Source organism: Blautia intestinihominis (assembly GCF_040096655.1).
GTDB lineage: Bacteria > Bacillota > Clostridia > Lachnospirales > Lachnospiraceae > Blautia_A > Blautia_A intestinihominis.
On sequence record NZ_JBBMEI010000013.1, the window covers coordinates 52838 to 72448 of the forward strand.

At 46.2% G+C, this 19611-nt stretch carries 16 protein-coding genes and 2 tRNA genes; 11 read left to right on the forward strand and 7 right to left on the reverse strand.

Annotated elements, in window-relative coordinates; all coding sequences use genetic code 11:
* The first annotated feature begins 72 nt into the window (after window positions 1-72).
* The 4 genes from clpX to WMO75_RS06045 are packed head-to-tail and all read left to right on the forward strand — an operon-like array spanning window position 73 to window position 5161.
* Entirely contained in the window at window positions 73-1497 is a 1425-nt protein-coding gene (gene clpX, locus WMO75_RS06030) for an ATP-dependent Clp protease ATP-binding subunit ClpX (RefSeq protein ID WP_118698805.1), read from the forward strand.
* Between the two features lie 29 nt (window positions 1498-1526).
* Entirely contained in the window at window positions 1527-2117 is a 591-nt protein-coding gene (locus WMO75_RS06035) for a zinc ribbon domain-containing protein (protein ID WP_118698804.1), read from the forward strand.
* 27 nt (window positions 2118-2144) lie between these two features.
* Complete coding sequence (locus WMO75_RS06040; protein WP_349077757.1) at window positions 2145-3476, forward strand: serine hydrolase; 1332 nt, start codon at window positions 2145-2147, stop codon at window positions 3474-3476.
* 20 nt (window positions 3477-3496) lie between these two features.
* Window positions 3497-5161, forward strand: a complete 1665-nt coding sequence (locus WMO75_RS06045) for a hypothetical protein (protein ID WP_303218794.1) — start codon at window positions 3497-3499, stop codon at window positions 5159-5161.
* A gap of 108 nt (window positions 5162-5269) precedes the next feature.
* Here the strand turns inward: WMO75_RS06045 and WMO75_RS06050 are convergent.
* Together WMO75_RS06050 and WMO75_RS06055 are read right to left on the reverse strand one after the other, a co-directional pair.
* Window positions 5270-5353: transfer RNA gene (locus WMO75_RS06050), tRNA-Leu, on the reverse strand.
* A gap of 33 nt (window positions 5354-5386) precedes the next feature.
* A tRNA-Leu gene (locus WMO75_RS06055) sits at window positions 5387-5470 on the reverse strand.
* A 242-nt stretch (window positions 5471-5712) separates the two neighbouring features.
* Between WMO75_RS06055 and WMO75_RS06060 the strand changes: the two genes are divergently transcribed.
* The 4 genes from WMO75_RS06060 (at window position 5713) to WMO75_RS06075 (ending at window position 12135) form a co-directional block, all read left to right on the forward strand.
* Entirely contained in the window at window positions 5713-6801 is a 1089-nt protein-coding gene (locus WMO75_RS06060; RefSeq protein WP_022214277.1) for a carbamoyl phosphate synthase small subunit, read from the forward strand.
* On the forward strand, window positions 6788-10003 hold the full coding sequence (gene carB / locus WMO75_RS06065) for a carbamoyl-phosphate synthase large subunit (RefSeq protein ID WP_118252224.1): 3216 nt from the start codon (window positions 6788-6790) through the stop codon (window positions 10001-10003). Before WMO75_RS06060 ends, carB begins: the two co-directional genes overlap by 14 nt.
* Before the next feature lie 200 nt (window positions 10004-10203).
* On the forward strand, window positions 10204-11106 hold the full coding sequence (locus WMO75_RS06070) for an undecaprenyl-diphosphate phosphatase (RefSeq protein ID WP_227222508.1): 903 nt from the start codon (window positions 10204-10206) through the stop codon (window positions 11104-11106).
* Between the two features lie 102 nt (window positions 11107-11208).
* Window positions 11209-12135: a hypothetical protein gene (locus WMO75_RS06075; protein WP_227222509.1), complete on the forward strand. Its 927-nt coding sequence runs from the start codon at window positions 11209-11211 to the stop codon at window positions 12133-12135.
* Between the two features lie 67 nt (window positions 12136-12202).
* Here the strand turns inward: WMO75_RS06075 and WMO75_RS06080 are convergent, their stop codons facing one another.
* Both WMO75_RS06080 and WMO75_RS06085 read right to left on the reverse strand, forming a co-directional pair.
* The gene (locus WMO75_RS06080; RefSeq protein WP_022214273.1) at window positions 12203-13126 is read right to left on the reverse strand and encodes a substrate-binding domain-containing protein; all 924 of its coding nucleotides are present in this window, start codon (window positions 13124-13126) and stop codon (window positions 12203-12205) included.
* Window positions 13119-13331, reverse strand: a complete 213-nt coding sequence (locus WMO75_RS06085; protein WP_022214272.1) for a TOBE domain-containing protein — start codon at window positions 13329-13331, stop codon at window positions 13119-13121. The genes WMO75_RS06080 and WMO75_RS06085 overlap by 8 nt, the downstream gene beginning before the upstream one ends.
* A gap of 159 nt (window positions 13332-13490) precedes the next feature.
* Between WMO75_RS06085 and modA the strand changes: the two genes are divergently transcribed.
* The 3 genes from modA to WMO75_RS06100 all read left to right on the forward strand — a co-directional run bounded on the left by modA (window position 13491) and on the right by WMO75_RS06100 (window position 16168).
* Entirely contained in the window at window positions 13491-14345 is an 855-nt protein-coding gene (gene modA, locus WMO75_RS06090) for a molybdate ABC transporter substrate-binding protein (protein ID WP_227222510.1), read from the forward strand.
* A 75-nt stretch (window positions 14346-14420) separates the two neighbouring features.
* The gene (gene modB, locus WMO75_RS06095; RefSeq protein ID WP_022214270.1) at window positions 14421-15116 is read left to right on the forward strand and encodes a molybdate ABC transporter permease subunit; all 696 of its coding nucleotides are present in this window, start codon (window positions 14421-14423) and stop codon (window positions 15114-15116) included.
* A complete protein-coding gene (locus tag WMO75_RS06100) occupies window positions 15116-16168 on the forward strand; it encodes a sulfate/molybdate ABC transporter ATP-binding protein (protein WP_227222511.1) in 1053 nt (350 codons plus the stop codon). Before modB ends, WMO75_RS06100 begins: the two co-directional genes overlap by 1 nt.
* Window positions 16169-16207: 39 nt before the next feature.
* On the opposite strand, the gene WMO75_RS06105 is transcribed toward WMO75_RS06100, so the two are convergent.
* The 3 genes from WMO75_RS06105 to WMO75_RS06115 all read right to left on the reverse strand — a co-directional run bounded on the left by WMO75_RS06105 (window position 16208) and on the right by WMO75_RS06115 (window position 19487).
* Window positions 16208-17296 carry a PucR family transcriptional regulator gene (locus WMO75_RS06105; RefSeq protein WP_264466905.1) on the reverse strand — a complete coding sequence of 363 codons (1089 nt, stop codon included), beginning with the start codon at window positions 17294-17296 and terminating at the stop codon, window positions 16208-16210.
* A gap of 68 nt (window positions 17297-17364) precedes the next feature.
* Window positions 17365-18456: an ABC transporter ATP-binding protein gene (locus tag WMO75_RS06110; RefSeq protein WP_227222512.1), complete on the reverse strand. Its 1092-nt coding sequence runs from the start codon at window positions 18454-18456 to the stop codon at window positions 17365-17367.
* A 158-nt stretch (window positions 18457-18614) separates the two neighbouring features.
* Window positions 18615-19487: a damage-control phosphatase ARMT1 family protein gene (locus WMO75_RS06115; protein WP_022213188.1), complete on the reverse strand. Its 873-nt coding sequence runs from the start codon at window positions 19485-19487 to the stop codon at window positions 18615-18617.
* Window positions 19488-19611: the final 124 nt, after the last annotated feature.

The window sequence follows — 19611 nt, forward strand, 5'->3', positions numbered from 1 at the left end:
TCTGGACCAGGATCAGGTTCGGGGGCCTGTGCGTTCTGTATTTTACAGAACCAAAACCGAAAGGAGCAAATTATGTCAGATAAATACAACGATGATATCATAGAGGAAGAGATTCAAAATGAGGATGACGACAACAAGTATGAATCGGAGAAATTCTGTACCCTCTGCCGCAGATCAGAGAAGCAGGCGGGTAAGATGATCGATCTTCCAAATAACATACATATCTGTTCGGACTGCATGCAGAAGAGTTTTGACAGCATGAACCAGCAGATGAGCAGCAGCAATTTTAATTATAATGATCTTTTTAACATGCCGAATATCAGCATGATTGATTTAAGCAGTTTACAGAACCCGACACAGCATCAGAAGGTCAAACCTAAGAAAAAAGAAAAGAAAGCTGAGCCGGTTCTGGATCTTAAGAAGATCCCTGCACCGCACAAGATCAAAGCAACACTGGATGAGTACGTGATCGGACAGGAGCATGCCAAGAAGGTTATGTCTGTGGCGGTCTACAATCACTACAAGAGAGTTGCAACAGATACGATGGACGATATCGCTATCGAGAAATCCAACATGCTTATGATCGGACCGACAGGATGTGGCAAGACCTATCTTGTCAAGACACTGGCGAAGCTTCTGGATGTGCCGCTCGCGATCGCGGATGCGACTTCTCTGACTGAGGCAGGCTATATTGGGGATGACATTGAGAGCGTTGTTTCCAAGCTTCTGGCAGCAGCAGACAACGATGTGGAGAAGGCGGAACACGGTATTATCTTTATCGATGAGATCGATAAGATCGCCAAGAAGAAAAACACCAATCAGAGAGATGTAAGTGGAGAAGCTGTACAGCAGGGAATGCTGAAACTTCTGGAGGGAGCTGATGTAGAGGTTCCGATCGGAGCAAACAGCAAGAATGCAATGGTTCCGCTGACTACAGTAAATACCAGAAATATCCTGTTTATCTGTGGCGGTGCATTCCCGGATATTGAAGACATCATTAAGGAGAGACTGAACAAGCAGGCATCCATTGGATTTTATGCGGACCTGAAGGACAAATACGACAATGATCCACATCTTCTGGAGAAAGTGACCGTAGAGGATCTTCGAAACTTCGGAATGATTCCGGAATTCCTTGGCCGTCTGCCGATCATCTTTACGCTGAACGGACTGGATGAGGATATGATGGTCAAGATCCTTTCTGAGCCACGTAACGCAATTCTCAAGCAGTATCAGAAGCTTCTGGCACTGGATGAGGTGAAACTGGAATTTGACGACGGTGCACTTCATGCGATCGCAGCCAAAGCCATGGAGAAGGATACAGGAGCCAGAGCACTTCGTGCAATTCTGGAGGAATATATGCTGGATATCATGTATGAGATCCCGAAGGATGACAGCATTGGTGAAGTTATCATTACGAAGGAATATATTGAAGGAACCGGAGGACCACAGATCCTGCTCCGCGGGCAGGAAGTTCCACTTCTTACAGAGAATAACTAGGATTTCATAAGAAAGAGAGGAATTTTATTATGGCAAAGGATTTTTTTGGCACCTTAGGAGAAACACTCACAAAGACAGCACGAGAACTGAGCGGCCGTGCAGAGGAAGTCTATGAGACACAGCGCCTCAGAAACAAGATCTCCGGTGAAGAAAGACAGATCAACAAGGCGATGGCAGATCTCGGCAAGATCATCTACAAACGCTACAGAGATGGCGTTCCGGTAGACGAAGAGGAGAAGGCAATCTGTGAACAGATCGATGACAGAATGGCCCAGGTAGACAAATACAAAGAAGAGATGGACGGTGTCAAAGGAAACAGATTCTGTCCATCCTGCGGTAATCCGATTGGCAGAAATGATGCGTTCTGTTCCAGATGCGGGGCAGCCTGCCCGATTCCGGAACCGGAGGAAGAAGCCGGTGATACTGTGGACGGAACAGCCGAGGAGATTTATGAGACCGAGGAAACTTCCGAAGAAGTTGATGTGACAGACGGCACAGAGGAGACAGGGAGTAAAGTCAGCCTCTCCAAAGAAGAGACTGTACAGGAAGAAGTATCAGAGTCAGAGGCGAACGAAGTTCCAGAGAAAGAAGACAGTGTACAGGAAGAAAAAACTGAATAACGAAATCAGATAACAGGAGTGGCGGTTATGAAAGAGAAAGAAAAACGGACGGCAGGATCAGGCGGCAGGCTGGCAAGGGGTCTGCTGCTTACAGTATTGTTTATGATTTTGTCTGCGGGTCTTGTGGCAGTCCCGACATCAGAAACACAGGCCGCATCAACGACAAAAAAGACGGTAAAGATCAAACTGGTGGGTTCCAGTGGGAGATATATCCTTGATACAGGCTATAACTGGTGGCTCAGGGACAAGAATGGCAGAGGTGTCGGCGGTTTCAACTACGTCAAAGTACCAGCAGGGAACCGATTAAAGAGTGGCTACTATATGTTTGACAACAGAGGACGTCTCTGTACAGGCAAACATTTCCACAAGGTAAACACGACACTTGGCAGAAAGCAGTTTAAGGGAACCTATTATTTTGGCGGACAGAACGGAAGTCTCTACCGGAAGAAAGGCTGGATCACTGTCGGAGGGAAGAAGTATCTACTCACACCTTATGGCAAGCGTTATGAGAACTGCTGGAGATACGGCTGTTATCTTCAGTCAGACGGAACTATTGCCAGAAGTAAGAAAGTACCGGACGGAAGTTACGTGGACTTTGAGGGGCATAAATGCTCCAGAGAGGATATGAAACTGAACAGTCTCAAGAAGAAACTGAGTCAGATGCTGAACAGCTACGGCGGTTCCTGGTCCGTTTATGTCAAAGACCTTAAGAATGGCGGCGTGATCAATCTGAATGACCAGCAAATGTATCCGGCGAGTACGATCAAGGCATTTGTCATGGCATCGACGTTCGACCAGATCAAGCGGGGAAATTTAAGCTATAATGCAACTGTAAAAAGCCTTCTGACAGATATGATCACAGTAAGTGATAATGAGGCATGCAATCAGCTGATCCGATACAACAGCAAATCCAGAAGTTTCCTCGATGGTGCAAGGACGATTAACCGCTATCTGAGTGCCAAAGGCTACACTGAGACAGGCTGTCATCACAGCCTTCATCCGGCAGCTTCTTCTTATGTCGGTGATGGCAGCAGCAATGTATCTTCTGCAAAGGACTGCGGAGTTCTTCTGGAGCGTATTTATAATGGAACCTGTGTGTCATCCAGCTATTCCAGAGCAATGCTGAACCTTCTTCTGAGACAGACAAGAAGATGGAAGATCCCGTCAGGGCTTCCATCGGGAGTCAAAGTTGCAAACAAGACAGGAGAAACTTCAAGTGTTGACCATGACATGGCAATTGTTTTTGGAAAAAAGACAGATTATGTGATCTGTGTATTTTCAAGAACCGGAAGTGAAGGCTATGCGATCCCGCGCATCAAAAGTATTTCGGGAACAGTATACAATTATCTGAACAAATAAAGTTGACAGGAAATGACAGAATGAATTTAAAACAGAAATGCAAAGAAATATCCATGGCACTGGCTGCAAATCTTCTGGTGCTGTTTGCGATGGTGCTGGTAATGCGCCCATCGTTTGAGACAAATGATGATATTGTTTTTGCAGAACTTGGAAGCGGATTGAGAGGAGTGAAGGATGCACACCTGGTATTTCAGAATTACGGGCTGGGTGTGATCTACCGGTTTCTGTACGCAGTGACAGGCAGACTGCCGTGGTACACGATTTTTCAGTATGTGATTCTTCTGGTGGCATTTACTGCAGTGACTTATGTATTAATAAACAGGCTGGAAGGAATTTCCGGCCTGTGTCTTTCTCTGATCCTTGTATGTGGATTTGGTTATGAAGGATACATTCATCTGCAGTTTACCAAGACAGCAGGAATTGCAGCGGCGGCATCCGTTTTTTTACTGCTTTATGTGCTGGAGAAGGAGAGATGGTCCTGGGCTGAGGCTGTCTTTGGTATCTGCCTCGGAATTATGGCTTATATGTACCGGGAGGACCAGTTCTGGGCAAGCTGCGGTCTGATGGCAGGAGCAGGACTTCTTTTCTTATTTGATCTCAGGAAATATAAGGGCAGGAAACTTCGCAGACTGGGACTGTGTGTTTTGACATTTGGAGTCCTTCTGGCGTGTGTGTTTGGCGTGGACAGATGGGATGCTTCAAATTACCAGAGTGCGGAGTGGAAAGAATACCAGGAGTTCAACCAGTTTCGTTCCAGGCTTCTGGACTATGGATTTCCGGATTATGATAGCAATCAGGAAATTTATGAAGAACTCGGGATCAGCAGGGATGCCTATGAACTGTACCGAAGCTGGAATTTCAATGACACAGAGAAATTTAATACAGATGTCATGAAGAAACTGGTGGATCTGAAACAGAAGCGTCCGCTGACAGGAAAGACTGTGACGGCATTTCTGAAGCGGTATCCTTCTGATCTTCTCAAAATGCCGATGTTTTATGTTTTTGCTGTTTTTGTGCTGGTCTGGCTGATCTGGGGACGGAAAGATATCTTTTCCGTACTTTCTGTGCTGGCAGAGTGGATGATGCTCATGGCGGTATATTTTTACCTGTATTATCAGGGGCGGTATATGGTGAACCGTGTCGATGTCGGTCTGTGGTTCAGCGCATGTCTCGTGATGCTGTGGATCATTTCAGCAGGAAAACTCAGGCATATGGATGCGAAGATATCTGTGGTATTGTGCATAGTATGTGTGGCAGCAGGGCAGTTTTTGATGTACAGAGACTGGAGGATCATGACTTCGACTATCCCGGAGGCAAGAGTGAGCCAGAGGGCAGTTCTGGAAACGCTCGGAACAGATAAGGAGCATACGTATCTGGCAAAGAGTGGAATGCTTTCTGAGATCGTATGTTATGGTCCGTTTGACCGGATGCCGGAGAATCTTATGGACAATGTGTACTGGTTTGGCGGATGGGAATGCCGGACACCTGGATATACGCAGAAGATGGAGGCGCATGGGATCACAAATCCTTACAGAGATGTGATCAACAATGACAGCATTTATCTGGTGGATGATAATATTGACCTGACACTGAAGTATATCCGTCAGTATTATGACAGCAGTGCACAGGCAGTGTTTATAAAGACAATCGGAAATGTGGATGTTTATCAGATCAGAAGTAAATAATAAGAGAGTCACCGATACTTCTCTGACTGCAATGTAATAAAAATCCCGCAGAATCTTTGAGATGAGATGCTGCGGGATATTATTTACCATATTAAGACAAAAAAAGAATGCAGGAGATGGGACTTGAACCCACACGATCTTGCGACCACAGGCACCTGAAGCCTGCGCGTCTGCCAATTCCGCCACTCCTGCATTTCAATATGAATCAGACATTGTCTGATTAAATGCAGAAGATGGGACTTGAACCCACACGATCTTGCGACCACAGGCACCTGAAGCCTGCGCGTCTGCCAATTCCGCCACTTCTGCATTTGATATAATCAGTCGAACTCGCCGACTGCCTGATTATAATAACCTATGAGGGATGAAATGTCAAGAGTAAAATCAAAAATAGTTTTAATTTTTTGGTTTGTCTTTTCAACTGCAACAATTTACCAAAGAAAAGTTTTTGAGTACAACTGAATTATTTTTAGTGTCGGAATCTGTTGAAAAAACAAAACTCTTATGATACAATCTTGAAGATTTAGATAAAAAGCAGAAAGGGAGATTATATGAAAGCATTTCTGATATTAGAAGACGGCCATGTGTTTAAAGGAACCAGTATCGGTTCAACAAGAGAAGTCATCAGTGAGATTGTTTTTAATACTTCCATGACAGGATATCTCGAAGTAATGACTGACCCATCGTATGCAGGACAGGCGGTCTGCATGACTTATCCTCTGATTGGCAATTATGGTATCTGTTATGAGGACCAGGAGTCCAGGAAGCCCTGGATCGATGGTTTTATTGTTCGTGAATTATCCCGTATCCCAAGCAACTTCAGAAGCGTGGATACGATCCAGCATTTTCTTGAAAAACATGATATACCGGGTATCGCAGGTATTGACACCCGTGCTCTTACCAAAATTCTTCGTGAAAAAGGTACCATGAATGGTATGATCACAGTCAACGAAAACTACAACTTAGATGAAATAATCCCCCGCTTAAAAGCATATACAACTGGAAAAGTAGTCGAGAAAGTTACCTGCCGTGAGAAGGACGTTCTCAAGGGCAATGGACCCAAAGTAGCTCTCATGGACTTCGGCGCGAAGCGCAATATCGCCCGTTCCCTGAATGAGAGAGGCTGCCAGGTAACCATCTATCCGGCACTTACACCGGCAGAAGAGATCCTTGCGGACAACCCGGACGGAATCATGCTCAGCAATGGTCCTGGAGACCCGAAGGAGTGTACTACTATAATAGAAGAAATCCGTAAGCTGTATGAATCTGATGTGCCGATCTTTGCGATCTGCCTCGGACATCAGTTGATGGCACTTGCAACAGGCGGAGATACACACAAGATGAAATATGGACACAGAGGCGGCAATCATCCGGTCAAGGATCTTGCGACAGGACGTGTTTACATTTCCTCACAGAACCATGGATATGTTGTTGACTCAGATATCCTGGAGCAGAAGGGAATCGCGAAACCTGCTTTTGTCAATGTAAACGACGGTACCAACGAAGGTATGGCTTACATCGGCAAAAACATCTTTACCGTACAGTTTCATCCGGAAGCCTGCCCTGGACCGCAGGATTCCAGCTACCTGTTTGACAGATTTATGGAAATGATGGGAGGAACAGATCATGCCGAGAAATAAAGATATCCACAAAGTTCTTGTAATTGGCTCCGGTCCGATTATCATCGGTCAGGCAGCAGAATTCGACTATGCAGGTACACAGGCATGCCGCTCTCTCAAGGAAGAAGGCATGGAAGTAGTTCTTCTGAACTCCAACCCTGCAACCATTATGACAGACAAAGATATCGCGGACAAAGTTTACATCGAGCCGCTTACTGTAGAAGTTGTAGAACAGCTCATCCTCAAGGAGAAACCGGACAGCGTCCTTCCGACACTTGGAGGACAGGCAGGTCTGAACCTTGCAATGGAACTTGAAGAAAAGGGATTCCTCAAGGAGCATAATGTACGTCTGATCGGAACCACAGCCGAGACCATCAAGAAGGCTGAGGATCGTCAGGAATTCAAGGACACCATGGAAAAGATTGGCGAGCCGGTCGCAGCTTCCAAGGTCGTAACAACCGTAGAAGATGGTGTCGCATTTACCAGAACCATCGGTTATCCGGTCGTTCTCCGTCCTGCTTACACCCTTGGCGGAAGCGGCGGCGGTATTGCCAACAACGAATATGAACTGAGAGAGATCCTCGAGAACGGACTCAGACTTTCCCGTGTAGGAGAAGTTCTGGTAGAACGCTGCATCGCAGGATGGAAAGAAATTGAATACGAAGTAATGCGTGACAGTGCAGGAAACTGCATCACAGTCTGCAACATGGAAAACATCGATCCGGTTGGTGTCCATACCGGTGACTCCATCGTAGTCGCACCGTCCCAGACACTTGGAGACAAGGAATATCAGATGCTCCGTACTTCCGCTCTGAACATCATCACAGAGCTTGGTATCACAGGTGGATGTAACGTACAGTACGCCCTTCATCCGGAGAGCTTCGAGTACTGTGTTATCGAGGTAAACCCTCGTGTAAGCCGTTCTTCCGCACTGGCAAGTAAGGCAACCGGTTACCCGATCGCCAAAGTTGCAGCAAAGATCGCTCTTGGATATACCCTCGATGAGATCCCGAATGCGATCACAGGCAAGACATACGCAAGTTTCGAGCCGATGCTTGACTACTGTGTAGTCAAGATCCCGAGACTTCCATTTGATAAATTCATCACAGCTAAGAGAACACTGACTACTCAGATGAAAGCTACCGGTGAGGTTATGAGTATCTGCCATAACTTTGAGGGTGCACTCATGAAAGCTATCCGTTCTCTGGAGCAGCACGTGGACAGCCTGATGTCCTACGATTTTACAGGACTTGATGAAGACGAGCTGATCGACGAGCTGGCAGTTGTAGATGACCGCCGTATCTGGAAGATCGCAGAAGCGATCCGCAGAGATATTTCCAAGGAATACATCCACAGGATCACCAAGATTGACAGATGGTTCATCGACAAGATCGCGATCCTGGTAGAGATGGAACAGGCACTCAGGACCCAGCCGCTGACAGAAGAACTTCTTCTTGAGGCGAAACGCATGGAATTCCCGGACTACGTGATCGCAGACCTCTGCGGAAGAACAGAGGCAGACATCAAGGCTCTCCGTCAGGGCTACAAGATCACAGCCGCATACAAGATGGTAGATACCTGTGCTGCTGAGTTTGCAGCCGCAACACCATATTACTACTCTGTATATGGCGGACCGGACACAGAAAACGAAGCCGTAGCTACCCATGATAAGAAAAAAGTCCTCGTCCTTGGTTCCGGACCGATCCGTATCGGACAAGGTATCGAGTTCGATTTCTGCTCTGTACATTGTACCTGGGCATTCAAAAAAGAGGGCTATGAGACGATCATCGTAAACAACAACCCGGAAACAGTCAGCACCGACTTCGATATCGCAGACAAACTGTACTTCGAGCCGCTGACACCGGAAGATGTGGAAAACATCGTAAATATCGAGAAACCGGACGGAGCAGTTGTTCAGTTCGGTGGACAGACCGCGATCAAACTTACCGAAGCACTGATGAAAATGGGAGTCAAGATCCTCGGAACATCAGCAGAGGATGTTGACGCGGCAGAGGACCGTGAGCTCTTCGATGAGATCTTGGAGAAATGCCAGATCCCGAGACCGAAGGGACACACCGTATTTACCGCCGAAGAAGCCAAAAAAGCAGCCAACGAACTTGGCTATCCGGTACTTGTTCGTCCTTCCTATGTACTTGGTGGACAGGGCATGCGTATCGCAGTCAGTGATGAGGATGTAGAGGAATACATCGGAATCATCAACCAGATCGCACAGGAACACCCGATCCTGGTAGATAAGTACCTGATGGGTAAGGAGATTGAAGTTGATGCGGTATGCGATGGCGAGGATATCCTGATCCCTGGAATCATGGAGCACATCGAACGTGCAGGTATCCATTCCGGTGACAGTATCTCCGTATATCCGGCACAGACTATCAGCCAGAATGCAAAGAATACGATCGCAGAGTACACACGCCGTCTGGCACAGGCACTCCATGTAATCGGAATGATCAACATCCAGTTCATCGTCTGCGGCGAAGAAGTATATGTTATCGAAGTAAACCCACGTTCCAGCCGTACCGTACCTTACATCAGCAAGGTGACAGGAATCCCGATCGTGCCGCTGGCAACCAAGGTCATCCTCGGATACAAACTCAAAGATATGGGCTACGAACCGGGACTTCAGCCGGAGGCAAAACATATCGCGATTAAGATGCCGGTATTCTCCTTCGAGAAGATCCGCGGCGCAGATATCAGCCTTGGACCGGAAATGAAATCCACAGGTGAGTGCCTTGGTATTGCAGAGAACTTCAATGAAGCCCTCTACAAAGCCTTTATCGGAGCAGGGATCAAACTTCCGAAATACAAGAACATGATCATCACCGTCAAGGACGAAGACCATGAAGAAGTTGTTCCGATCGCAAGACGTTTCGAGGCTCTTGGATACCGCATTTACGCAACAAGAGGAACCGCCAAAGTCCTCAAAGAAAACGGAATCAAAGCGATCCGTACCAACAAACTGGAACAGCCTGCACCGAACCTTATGGACCTTATCCTCGGACATAAGATCGACGTTGTCATCGACACACCGCCGCAGGGTGTAGAACACCAGAAGGATGGTTTCGTGATCCGTCGAAACGCGATCGAGACAGGTGTCAATGTCCTTACCAGTCTGGATACAGCAGAAGCACTTGTAACCAGCCTTGAGAATACAGACCTTCATAACCTGACACTGATCGACATTGCAACGATCGCAAGCAGATAAATCAGATAAGACATAATAATTTACTGACCGGAGAGACAGACGATGTTTCTCCGGTCTTGTGTATTACAGGAAATCTAAACAAAAGTTAAACTTTGAACGAAAATGCATCGAAAGGTTTACGAACCACGGAAACTGTAATATACTGTATAAGTTCAGAGAAAAGTTCTGGATCAAAAATAAAAACAGAGAGGAAAAGAAACATGAGTGTTTTGGAGTTTATAAAAGTTGTGATCCTCGGCATCGTAGAGGGAATCACAGAATGGCTTCCGATCAGCAGTACCGGTCATATGATCCTGGTAGATGAATTTATCAAGATGGATATGGCCACAGAGTTCAAGGATTTTTTCCTGGTTGTCATTCAGCTGGGTGCGATCCTTGCGGTCGTAGTCCTGTACTGGGGGAAATTGTGGCCGTTCTACATAAGGCAGATCCCGAAGAAAAAGAAAGCGCAGCTTGCCCGCAAGAATCCGGTTGCCCGTATCGCGCTGACTTTTGTTGAGAAATTCTGTGATAAGGACAAATGGATCCTCTGGTTTAAGATCGTGGTAGCCTGCATCCCGACGATCGTGATCGCCCTTCCGTTCAATGATTTTATCGAAGAGAAATTCAACAACTATGTAGTCGTTGCGATCGCCCTGATCGTTTACGGTGTGATCTTTATCCTTGTTGAAAACTACAATAAGAGAAGAAAACCGACCTGTACTTCCCTTGAAGACTTAAGTTTTGCTACAGCGTTCAAGATTGGTATCTTTCAGGTACTGTCTGTAGTGCCGGGAACATCCCGTTCCGGTTCTACAATCATCGGTGGAATCCTTGTAGGAACCTCAAGAACAGTAGCAGCAGAATTTACCTTCTTCCTGGCGATCCCGGTTATGTTCGGAGCCAGCCTTCTGAAACTGGTAAAATTCGGCTTTGCCTTTACACCGGCTGAGATCCTGACACTGGTAACAGGCGTTGTGGTAGCTTTCTTTGTTTCTGTTATCGCGATCAAGTTCCTGATGGGTTACATCAAAAAGCACGATTTCAAGGCTTTTGGATGGTATCGAATCGTTCTCGGTATCCTTGTACTCGGATATTTTATCGGCAGAAATTTCCTTGGATAATTGCTTAATTTGACATTTAAGTAAATCCGTGGGATAATGAACGCGAAAAACAAGAGAGTTTTGACTGTAATTCGTTGCAGTTCAGAAAGGATGGTTGAAAACATGCATAAATCTAAATATATCGCTATGATCGCAGCGGCGGCTATGGCATTGACACTGGCCGGATGCGGAGGCAAGGGTGGAGAACTCATTGAAGTAACACCGACTCCGATGGCGACACCGACACCTACCGTTGTTCCGGCAACCGTAACACCACTTCCGACTTCCACACCGGCACCGAAGATGATCGGTACCAAGACAGCGCAGGCGAAGTTTATTTATCTGTCAAACAGTCTTCAGAGTGATATCCGTGAACTCTATCTGAGAACTTCCGGAAATGAAGACGGAGACTGGGGCAAGAACCTGATCTCTATGGAGTCTTCCATCAAGGCTGCTGAACAGGTGCAGATGTATTATGGCGGAGAGACTTCTTCCAGCACAACAGAGTCCGGAGACTCATCAGAGAGCACTTCTGACAGTACTTCTGCAAATTATGATATGAAGCTTGTCACAGCAGATGGAAACAGCTATGAGATTTATTCTGTAAACTTTGGAGATATGGAAAAAGCTTCTCTGATGCTTGACGACAGTACATCTTCTGTATACCTGCGTTATATGAGCCTTTCCACAAAGAAAGAAACAGATACAAGAGGAAATTCAGTGGAGACGAGTGACAGCAGTGATGAGAGTTCAGAGGACAGCAGTTCCAGCGACAGTTCTTCCAGTGACAGCAGTGACTCTTATGACAGCAGTTCCGACAGCAGTAGTGATTCCTATGATAACTCTTATGACAGCAACGACGACAGCAGTTATGACAGCTCCTATGATGATTCCAGCGACAGCAGTGATGATTATAATGACGGAAGCTATGATGACAGTTACGATGGCAGCTACGACGACAGCTATGATGATAGTTCCTATGACGACGGTGGTTATGCTGACGAAGGCTATGACACAGACGAGTCCAGCAGTTCAGACTGGGATTATTAACAAAAAAGAATCTGCCCGCATCCTTAAATGGAGGGGCAGATTTTTTATGTACAAAAATATATATTCTTTATAAATAAGACAGTTCTCCGGTATGAGCCGTGTAATAACAGTTCTGACCGCGGAGTGCAGTCTTGAATTCGTCGGAACGGGTGATCTCGATGAGTGCCTGAAATCCGGGAGAATTCAGAGAAGAGGCCTCCATGACAAGATACATCGGAACTTTGAGAAGTGGAATAAAGTCCAGCTTTCCGGCGTTGAGAACGACAGCTTTTTCTCCGATCGCAGTATCACAGTGTCTGTCGATCACTGCAGCAACGGCAGAAAAGTCAGAAACGAATTCTTTCTGATATCCGGATATGGAAGAAGCAGGAATCTGCATTTTCTTAAGCTGTTTATCCAGATAGATCCGGCTGGTACTGCCTTTTTCACGGTTGGCAAGAATGATGTCCTTGCGGGTAAGATCCTGGATACCAGAAATGTCCTTGGGATTTCCTTCTTTAATATATAACCCAAGTGTAAATTCATAGAGTGTAAGCAGTGCAAGTGGGATTCCCGGCAGCAGAGGAGTGATATCTTCTGCAAAAACTCCGGCAGCAGCGGCATGTACTTTCCCGAAATAAAGAGAGTAAAGACCGTTGTAGCTGTTCATATGAGAATGAAGGATCGGCAGTCCCAGAGGATGTGCAGCCATCTGCCCCATCAGAAGCTCCATCACAGAAGGAGCCTGTCCACTGATGATAAGTCCGCTGGAATTAAGGAGATAATCCCTTTTGAGAAGAGAACTCTCCGGGCGGAAAACAGGAGAAGCAGGACGCTGTTCGGAATCAGAAACAGTTCCCTTGAGATATTCTGCAAGCTGTTCTTCGCTGATCCGAAGCTGCTTGCCGATCTTCGAGGAGGAAAGTTCCCCTCGTTTGATTAGCTCATATACCGTCGTCTTTTTGACCCTTAGTCTGTCTGCAACTTCCTGGGCGGTATAGAGTTTATTCATCAATACCAACCATAACGTTAGTAGCCTTGATCACTGCATAAGCGTCAGAGCCTACTTCCAGTCCAAGTTCTTCTACTGCAGAGCAGGAAATTGTGGAAACGATGATGTTGCCGCCTCCGATGTCAAGAGTTACGATAGAGTTGACAGCTCCTGTTTTGATGTCGATTACTTTTCCTTTTAACTGATTGCGTGCACTTAATTTCATAAAATTTTTTCTCCTATAAAAATATTTTTGGGTTTTATTAACATTTTCTATCATAGCACAGGGCAAATTGTTTGACAAGAATAGCTATCTGAGATAAAATAAATAAAACAGGTCAAAACCGAACAAAACAGAATAACAATAAACAAAATGAGAAAAAATATGAAGAAAAAATTAGTTACAGTAATGCTTGCAGGTGTGCTGGCAGCAGGCATGAGCGCAGGAAGTGTACAGGCAGCAACAGCAGATGACGCAAGCGGAGATCTGTATGTATTTATCGCAGCAAGCCTTAACAACGCTATGGAAGTTATCCAGAAGGATTTCAACGAGGAATATCCGGATGTAAATATCCTTTTCAACGCAGACAGCTCAGGAACACTTCAGACACAGATCGAAGAAGGTTCCAGATGTGATATCTTCTTCTCAGCAGCAACCAAACAGATGGACGCTCTGGTAGACGAAGACCTCGCTAAGAAAGATTCCGTAGTAGATCTCCTTGAGAACAAAGTTGTTCTGATCAAACCAAAGGACGGAGAAACCAAGGTTACAGGATTTGAGAACATCACAGACGCAGCTAACATCGCTCTGGCAGGAGAGGATGTACCGGTTGGACAGTACTCCCGTGAGATCTTCAAGAACCTCGGAATCGAAGATGATGTAAACAAGATGGAGATCAACGAAGGTAAAAACGTAACAGACGTTCTCGCATCCGTCAGCGAAGGAAGTAACGAGATTGGTATCGTATACGCAACAGATGCAGCTTCCGTAGCAGATAAAGTTGACATCATCGCAGAAGCACCGGCTGGATCCCTTGAGACACCAGTTCTTTACCCGGTAGGACTGACAGAGGATGCAGAGGCATCTGAGTCCGAAGCAGCGGCAGCAGATGCATTCCTTGCATACCTTCAGACAGATGATGCTCTCAAAGTATTCGAAGAGTACGGATTCGCTCCATACACAGCAGAAGAAACAGCAGATGACGCTGAAGCAGAAGCAACAGAGGAAGCTGCCAACTAATATAAAAAATAAAAAGTCAGCAAAAGGGGCGGATCATAGTCTGCCCCTTTTTGCTGATAAAGGGGAAATAATACAATGATGGAATTTTTACAGGATATAAACTGGAGTCCCCTGTGGATATCCCTCAAGACAGGCGTAGTGGCAACTACGATCGCATTTTTTCTGGGAATTTTCTGTGCAAGAAAGATCATGAAACTCAAACCAGGTTCCAGAGCGGTCCTGGATGGGATCCTCACGATGCCGCTGGTTCTTCCACCGACAGTTGCAGGCTTCTTTCTCCTTTTGATCTTCAGCCTCAGACGCTCATTCGGTAAGTTTCTTCTCGAAAATTTTGACTTCAAAGTTGTACAGACCTGGAAAGGCTGCGTCATTGCAGCAGCAGTGATCGCATTTCCGCTGATGTACCGCAACGCCAGAGCTGCGTTTGAGCAGGTGGACGTAAACCTGATCTATGCAGGACAGACCCTGGGAATGAGCGACCGCAAGATCTTCTGGAAAGTCATCGTACCGGCAGCAGGTCCGGGAATCGCCTCCGGAACTGTACTTGCCTTTGCGAGAGCGATCGGAGAGTACGGTGCAACTTCCATGCTTGCAGGAAACATCCTCGGCAAGACAAGAACCGTTTCCGTAGCGATCGCAGCAGAAACCTCGGCAGGAAACTATGATGTTGCCGGTTTCTGGGTTGTGGTGATCGTGGTGATCTCATTCGCGATCGTGGCACTCATCAATATCGTCTCCGGCAGGGGAATGAAGAGCAGGAGGTGGATTTAATGGCCATCCATGTAGAAATAGAAAAAAGCTTTAAGGGATTTTCGCTGAAAACAGCATTCGACAGCAAAAGCTCCGCAATAGGGATCCTCGGAGCATCCGGAAGCGGCAAGAGCATGACCCTGCGCTGCATCGCCGGAATCGAGAAACCGGACAAGGGAAAGATCATCATCAACGGAAGAACTGTGTTTGACTCTGAAAAAAAGATCAATCTCAAACCACAGGAGAGAAGGATCGGCTACCTTTTTCAGAACTATGCCCTTTTCCCGACCATGACAGTAAAGGACAACATCAAATGCGGTTTCCGCGGAGAAAAAGGAATTCAGGATGCCAAAGTAGCAGACTTTGTTAAGAGATACCACCTCGACGGACTCGAAAACCGCTACCCATCCCAGCTCTCCGGCGGTCAGCAGCAGCGAGTAGCCCTCGCAAGAATGATGATCGGAGAACCAGAGGCGATCCTCCTCGACGAACCATTCTCCGCCCTCGACGGCTACCTCAAGGACACCCTCCAGAAAGACATGGAAGACTTCCTCAAACAATACCAGGGCGACATGATCATGGTAACACATAGCCGTGACGAAGCTTTCCGCTTCTGCAAAGAACTCATGCTCCTCAAAGACGGCAGAACCCTGACCTTCGGAGACACCAGGCACCTCTTCGAGCAGCCAGGCCTCCTCGAAGTAGCCCGCCTCACCGGCTGCAAAAACAATTCCAGGGCTCGTAAGCTGGGGGCTTACGAGATCGAGGCTCTGGATTGGGGTCTCAAACTCCACACCACCCAGGAAGTCCCGGATGACATTACGCATGTAGCTATCCGAGGGCACTGGATGCAGCCTGCCGATACCCCTGGCCAGAATACTGTTCCCTTCGAAGTTCAGGATTACATAGAAACTACCTTCGAACATCAGTATTTGGTTAAGTGTCCAAATGCGGACACAGACGCTGTTCTCTGGTGGATGCGACCTAAACCGAATTTTCAGTTGGACCCAAGAGCCAACTTACCTAAGTACCTGTACCTCCCACCCGAGCATCTGATGCTCCTGAAACCCTGAGGGGGAGCATCTCAAAGTTGCGAAGGCCGAAGCTCCCCCTCAGGGTTTGGTCTGGTATCGCAGATACCCAGAAACAAGCATCGCAATTTTAAATGTCAAAGCATCCTCAAACGACCTCAAATCCAATCCAAACCGTTTCTGGATCTTTTCAAAACGATATACAAGTGTATTCCTATGCACATACAACTGCCTGGACGTCTCTGACAAATTCAAGTTATTTTCAAAGAACGTCCGTATTATATTCAAAGTCTCCCCATCAATCGCATCCAAAGATTCCCCATCGAAAATCTCTTCGATAAACATCTCACAAACTTCCTCCGGAAGCTGATAGATCAACCGTCCAATCCCAAGCTTCCGATACCCGAACACATTCCGTTCGGAATAAAAAATCTTCCCGATCTCCAGCGCCATCCGCGCTTCCTTATATGCGTTCGCGAGATCACGAAGCCCATTTGCTACATTACTATATGCAACCCACGCCTGCGTCATAGCCTCAGCACCAAGCATATCCACCAGCATATGCGCCGTAGCCTCCAGATTTTCATATGTCTCCGTAGAGACAAGCTCCCTCACGATAATGATCCCCTTATCATCCACCGACGTAATAAAATCATGTGTCCGCGCAGAAAAAATATTCCGGATCATAGTCAGCGCATGTTCATCCCCGGCCTGCCGCGTCTCGACGAGAAAGACAGCGCGCTGACAGGAAGAAGAAATATGTAGTTTCTTCGCCCTGTTAAAAGCCTCGACCTCACTGTAAGATCCAAGCAGCAGCTTCTGCATAAAAGCATTCTTGTCATTTTTTTCAGAATAAGCTTCGATCAGGCTTCGGATCTGGCAGACTGCCAGTTCTCCGATCGTAGAAGTGCTTTCTCCGCTTCCCCACACGATCAGAATATAAAGAAGTTCATCACGGTCCATAACCTTATAAAGACAGCAGGAGGCATTGGCAGTGCACAGCGCATCTCCATTTCGGAAATCCTCCAGCTTGCCGGCAGAAGGAATCCTTCTTTCACCGGTAGCGACAAAAACTGAATTATCCTCTGAAAGAAGACAGAAATCAAGACCACTGATCTGTTTCCAGTCCTCCATACATTTCTGCAAATTTCTCTGTATAGATATAGACATAATAAATTCCTTTCTTAATAAAAAAATAACCCGGGGAGAAAAGTCCCCCGGGTTTTAAATTTTTAATCTTAGTTTGTGATAACAAGCTCGGAATCTTTGTCGAAGAAGTGAGTTTTCTCCATATCGAAGTCAAATTTAACCGGATCGCCTGTTTTTGCTTTTGTGCCAGGATCAACACGAGCTGTGATCTGAGTTCCGTTTACATCGAAGTACAGGAATACTTCTGCACCAAGAAGCTCATAAACCTTAACTGTAGAAGACATGGAACCATTCGGTGTATCTGCAACGTCTTCCGGACGGATACCCATAACAACTGTTTTTCCTACATAGCCGCCATCTTTGAGAGCTTTTGCTTTAGCAGCCGGGATAACCAGTTCGTCTTTGCCTAATACTGCAACAACGTCAGAACCTTTTTCTTTAATCTCAACATCAAGGAAGTTCATCTGCGGGGATCCCATGAATCCAGCTACGAACAGGTTGCCTGGTTTCTGGTACAGGTTCTGTGGTGTATCTACCTGCTGAACAACACCGTCTTTCATAACAACGATTCTGGTACCAAGTGTCATAGCCTCTGTCTGGTCATGTGTTACATAGATGATAGTAGCACCCAGTCTCTGATGGATCTTGGAGATCTCGATACGCATCTGTACACGAAGTTTTGCATCCAGGTTGGAGAGCGGCTCATCCATAAGGAATACCTTAGGATTACGAACGATAGCACGTCCCATAGCAACACGCTGTCTCTGTCCACCGGAAAGAGCCTTCGGTTTACGATCAAGGAGTTTGTCAAGGTCAAGGATTCTTGCTGCTTCACGAACTGCTTTGTCGATCTCGTCCTTCGGAACTTTACGAAGTTTCAGTCCGAATGCCATGTTATCATATACTGTCATATGAGGATACAGAGCGTAGTTCTGGAATACCATTGCGATATCACGGTCCTTCGGCTCTACATCGTTCATAACTTTGTCACCGATCTTTAAGGTACCGCTGGAGATCTCTTCCAGTCCGGCTACCATACGAAGTGTAGTAGATTTACCACATCCAGATGGTCCTACAAAGATGATAAATTCTTTATCTTCGATTTCAAGGTTGAAATCTTTAACGGCTTCGAAACCGTTCGGATATGTCTTGTTGATATGCTGTAAAGATAAACTTGCCATTTCTTATTCCTCCAAAATAATTGTAGTAGTTTTTGCTTTCGTTTTGAACTGTTATCAGTATAGCGAAAACAAAAGACGCTTACCAGTGAAGATTTTTACAAAGATTTTGGTGGTTTCTTGACAGATTGACGAAAAGGGGGAAAAGCTTCGTCAATCCGTCAGATCCGGCGTTCATTTATGAACATACCTTCCAGTGGATGTGCATGGAACTGACGCTGGAACCATTCACATTTACACAGAAAAAGATAATAAATATTGAGACCGCATTCATGCAGTGTTTCATAGTTGCCCTGGCCCTTGGCGATGATGAGATCTGCTGTTTCAAGCAGTTTCCGTGCTTCCTCGCTGATATGCGGAAGCCAGGTGCCGCCGACATCATTGCCATTGCCGATGACTCTGGTAATCTCTGTAAGCCCGATCTCCTCGGCATCTTCCATTGTCGCATCGTTGATAGCAGGGAAACCGCGGACGATCACAGTGATGGCAAGCTCAGGATAGAATTCTTTCAGCAGTTTGACGACAAGCTTATCAAGTACAACTTCACCACAGTTATCTGTCAGGTAAACAAGCCTGGAGGCAGAGGCGAGTTCTTCGCGGAAGCGGCGGTATTCATTTTCGTCAAGTGGATCCTTATTTTCTTCATTAAGAAGAGAGAGGACAGTGGCAGAATCCACATTTGCAAGTGCGGCAAAATCAATATAGTTGCCGATACGTGCATAGAGAAGTGCCGTTTTCAGCGGATCGTCAGAGTTCCGGATCGTTTCCTCAAGAGATGGTTCCAGATCTAGCATGAGCTGATTGAATTCTTTCTTGATGGAAGAGTAATCTTCCATGGGCTGCTCCCAGAAATCGCTGAACATTTTTTTCAGATCAATGGAAATACTCGGGGCACAGTCGTCCTCGCCGGCATTTGCCATAAGCTCCATGACTTTTTTCATATATTCGGTTTTTCGGTCTGCGTCATCAAAATCACGGATCTTTTTTTCCTGCTTGTTGATGGCACAGCACATACAGAATGGATTCAGTTTCATGAGTTTCCTCCTTGGAACATAAAGTTTTGATACAGATATTTCCTATTATAAGGCTTCGGACAGAATAAGACAAGAAATATGGCAGAAGGCGTGTTTTTTGTTGAATAACTGCGCGCCGCATTCT